Origin of the sequence: Vibrio genomosp. F10 str. 9ZD137, from assembly GCF_049974785.1 — a bacterium.
In the GTDB taxonomy this organism is placed as follows: Bacteria; Pseudomonadota; Gammaproteobacteria; order Enterobacterales; family Vibrionaceae; genus Vibrio.
In genome coordinates, this window is record NZ_JBNGCJ010000641.1 from 1 (window position 1) to 4244 (window position 4244).

The 4244-nt window shown below is 43.0% G+C and carries 5 protein-coding genes; 4 read left to right on the forward strand and 1 reads right to left on the reverse strand.

The features are described 5' to 3' along the window. The coding region (locus tag ACP45E_RS15490; protein WP_141707357.1) for an energy transducer TonB at window positions 1-403 on the forward strand (403 nt) is incomplete at its 5' end. Then, window positions 400-1626 carry a tetratricopeptide repeat protein gene (locus ACP45E_RS15495; RefSeq protein WP_017039133.1) on the forward strand — a complete coding sequence of 409 codons (1227 nt, stop codon included), beginning with the start codon at window positions 400-402 and terminating at the stop codon, window positions 1624-1626. The genes ACP45E_RS15490 and ACP45E_RS15495, both read left to right, overlap by 4 nt. 91 nt (window positions 1627-1717) lie before the next feature. Here the strand turns inward: ACP45E_RS15495 and ACP45E_RS15500 are convergent, their stop codons facing one another. Next, window positions 1718-1942, reverse strand: a complete 225-nt coding sequence (locus ACP45E_RS15500; protein ID WP_017034213.1) for a hypothetical protein — start codon at window positions 1940-1942, stop codon at window positions 1718-1720. Between the two features lie 407 nt (window positions 1943-2349). Here ACP45E_RS15500 and ACP45E_RS15505 point away from each other — a divergent pair, with 407 nt between their 5' ends. Beyond that, the gene (locus ACP45E_RS15505) at window positions 2350-3969 is read left to right on the forward strand and encodes an ATP-binding protein (protein ID WP_017039132.1); all 1620 of its coding nucleotides are present in this window, start codon (window positions 2350-2352) and stop codon (window positions 3967-3969) included. Beyond that, window positions 3966-4244 (forward strand): response regulator (locus ACP45E_RS15510; protein WP_141707358.1); only part of this gene is annotated, 279 nt, incomplete at its 3' end. The genes ACP45E_RS15505 and ACP45E_RS15510, both read left to right, overlap by 4 nt.

Sequence of the window (4244 nt, forward strand, 5' to 3'; positions counted from 1 at the left end):
GGCGGCCGCAGTATCTTCACTAGAAGCAACCAGCCTCTCGATTGAGATGCCCTCGATCGATTTGGCATCATCGGTTAAAGGCATTGAAATATCACTTCCTGCTCCCACGGCGGGGGAGTCAACGATGGATCAAAAGGCTATGCCGCTGCACCGGGTTGAACCAAACTATCCATCAAGAGCATTGCGAAGAGGCGTGGAAGGGCACGTCATCATGAACTTTTCGATAGATGAATTAGGGAAACCCTTTGATATTGTCGTGGTTGAGGGTAAGCCTCCAAGGCAATTTGAACGAGAAGCGGTTCAGGCGCTCAAGCGTTGGAAGTATCAACCGAAAATAGTGAACCAGGCGAGTGTTGTTCAGCATGGACAATCCGTCAAATTGGAATTTAGGCTTTCTCAATGATGCGTAAGATTAAGATAACCAGACGAATAACCCAAGTACTGGTGCGCTTTGTTATGCTGGTTGGGCTCGCAACCATCCAGCCAGCTTTTGCCAATCAATTAAGTCAGTACACAGCGCAGCGCGTGCAGCAGGCGCATGCCGATTCCCTAAATGGGAAGCTTGATGAAGCCATTTCACGTTTGGAATCTATCTCAACGTCACAAGAGTACGACCAAGCGTTCGTTGCGCGTATGTTGGGGGCTTTTTATTGGCAGAATGACCAGCCAGATAATGCGATTAACGCACTTAAATTTTCTGTAGACAGTGGCGTGCTCAGTAAAGCGCAACACGCAAGTGGCGTTCGAATGCTGGCTGACTTGTATTTGTCTGAGGAGAAATACAAGAAAGCAATCCATTACTACCATACTCTCGTGGAGACAGAGCAGACGAACCAACCAGAACGAGCGCTGATTTGGCTTCGTATAAGCCAATCTTATTACCAGTTAGAGCAGTGGGAAGACGTGCTGTCTTCTGTTGAAAGGTATCAGCGAAGCGGTGGAATTCTCGATGTTTCAGCTCTGTCTCTTCGCTTAGGTGCTCAATTGCAACGTGAGCGTTGGGATAACGCTTCAGAAACCTTAGAAAGGTTAGTGGAATTAGACCCTAACAATAGTCGCTGGTGGCAGCAGTGGGTAAGTGTCGAACTGCGAAAAGAGCGGGTCGATAATGCGTTAACGATTCTAACGCTGTCTAAGCTACAGGGTATTGAAACCAATTCACAACAGTTAACGCTACTTGCTCAACTTTACGCTAATCAAAACATGCCGGCTAAAGCGGCTGAAAGCCTTGCGCTTTTGGATGATGCTTTAACGAATGTGGGTCACATTGTTAGACAAGCACAGTTTTTACAGCAAGCGAAACATTGGGAAGAATCCGTTCGGTATTGGCAATTAGCCGCAGAAATTGAAAAGCAGTACCATTGGCAAAAGAAGTACCATTGGAATGCCGCGCAATTGTTATTGAGCCAACGAGAATTTCAACGAGTACTCGATGAGATGAGTAATATTCCAAACGCTGATCTCAGTGTATCGATGCTGTCGGCAATGACTCAATCGGCATATCAATTATCGGAATTTGATCTAGCATTGACGTTTGCTATTCAAGCCGAGAAACAAGAGCCAACAGAAGAGCATAGTCAGTGGGTGAACTATCTTAACAATCGAATACACCAAAAGCCCAATTAGAAAAACAAAGGCCTTCCCCAAGAAGAGGAAGGCCTGCTTAAGTAGAGATCCAGTCACCAATGGAAATCAATAATAGAAATTGGTATGTCGATCATTTCATGGCGTGACAGCTAAATTCCGCTCTCCATAGCAGCTCTTTAGATTCCCTCATCGTACTCAGAACTTCCTCACCTGATAGTTGAGGATAGGCTTGCATTACTTTTACATCCCTGTTTTGTTCTAGCGATTGATACGCTCTAACATGGGTAAAAGTGGTATTTAAATTATTTGACAGCATGGATTTTGAAAGACAAATCCCAAAAACATCCTTTTTCATCACTCTTTCCTCTGAACTTATCCTAGCCGGATAACGTTTGTGCCATCGAAAGCAGAGTAAGAGTTATTGTAAGCTTTCGATGTCATGGTCACATTGTTCTTTTTGGGTTAATCGTACTTTTTCAGGTTAATCGCATCGAGTAAACCTCAATCAATTATACTCGCACTAATTGGTTTGTACAAAAAATAACCTAAATGTGGTTTGATTTAGATCAAAATTTTAACTGCATTTAGTTTTATATATATTGATACCAATGATTGAGTATTGTTTCTTTAGCTCAGAGTCTCACTTTCTCGCTTTGGTCAATCAATAGTTTTTCTAGCCGCTATCTTCACATATCTAGAGAGTATTCCATTACTATTGTTAAGTTAGTGTTATTTTTATCGATAATAGAAGGGAGTACCATCATGCAGTGGAGCAGAATTAGTTTTCGAAAAAGAATGCTAATTATCATGACATTATCGGGGTTGCTGGAGCTCCTTATTCTTGTTGCCGCGGGGTTTGTTTATATAAAGCATTCCCAAGAAGAGGAGATGGGGCTAAAAGCATTGGGTGTAGCCTCGTTTTTGGCTCAGTCTCCTTATGTCATTGAGGTTATCTCTGAACAAGGCATTGATAATCAATCTCGATTTCGTGACCTTACTACCATGATAGGTGCGGCGTTCATCGTCATTGGCGATAGAAATGGCATTCGATTGGTTCACCCGGTAGACGAGCGCATCGGTTTACCTATGAAAGGCGGAGACAACGATCGAGCTTTACAAAGTGGTGAGTCTTATATTTCATTTGCACAAGGCTCGCTAGGCTATTCTGTTCGGGGTAAATCTGCAGTTCTCGATGAGCAGGGAAATATCATTGGGGTCGTTTCTGTCGGCTATCTTATCGATAGGTTAGAAGATCGTATCGAGCCATTTTTAGCTTTCTTGTTACTTATGGCGCTTTTAGTTGTCATTGCTAATGCTATTATTTCAAGCTACATCTCTCGCCGCTTCCAACGAGCTATTCTTGGTTTTGAACCTGAAGAAATTGGACGTTTGTACGTTGAGCTTGACGTGACAATGAGTACCCTTAAAGAAGGGATTTTAGGCATAGATGCTAAAGGAAACCTAAGGTCAATCAATAAAAGTGCTTGTGACATTCTAGGTATCAATAAAGAGCGATCGCTGAATAAACCGTTAGCTTTAGTGTTGCCCGACAGTGACCTTGCGATTGTACTGGAAACGGGCGAAAGCGATCACGATATCGATATTTTCCTTAATAATCAGAGGTTAATTGCAAACCGTAGCCCAATTATTGTGGATGACGTTGTTGTGGGAGCCGTGTCGAGTTTTCGATTACGCGACGAAATTAATGAACTGAGTGAACAACTGTCTCAAACCAAAGCGTACGCTGAAATGCTGCGTTCACAGACTCATGAACACCGCAATAAACTGAATACGATCAGTGGGATGGTACAAATGGGTGAACTCGACTCGGTCCAAAAACTGATAGGGCAAGAAACCGCTCACTATCAAAGTTTGATTGAGTTTTTGCGAGAAACCATTCGAGATCCATTGATCGCCGGTATGTTGTTGGGAAAAACAGAGCGAGCAAGAGAGCTTGGTCTAGAGCTTGTCGTGGAAGAGGGATCAAGACTGGAAGCGCTTCCTGATCGAGTTAACGCCAGTGACGTCGTTACGATATTAGGTAACCTCATCGATAATGCTTTTGATGCCACTATGTCTGCTCTGGGAGAGTTTGAATTACAGGACCAAAATGACCGACGTAGCATTGAGGTCTCTGTGAGTGATTATGGTAGTGAAATCATATTGGAAGTAATAGACAAAGGCATAGGGTTCCCCAGCCATGTCACAAGAAATGAATTACTAAAAAAAGGTGTCTCTACGAAAGCGAGTCAAAATAGAGGGGTTGGCCTGCATTTAGTGAATCAACTGACACTAAAATATTTCGGTCAATTGGAAATGATGGAAAATACAGATTTTGGAACAAGAATGACGGTTTATCTGCCGAAGGATGAAAAGAGATGAATGAGCAAACCCGAGTTATGATCATTGAAGATGATATAGCGATTGCTGAACTTCATCATCGATATCTCTCACAAATGGATGGATTTGAAGTGGTCGGTATTGCGACCTCTCAAGCTGAAGCAGAACTTCAGTTAGGGTTATTGAAGCCTGATCTCGTGCTGCTTGATGTGTATTTACCTGATGGTACTGGCTTAGATATTTTGAACAGTGTTCGAGGCAGTAATCAAGGCTGTGACGTAATTTTAATCACGGCCGCTCGAGATGTGTATACGTTG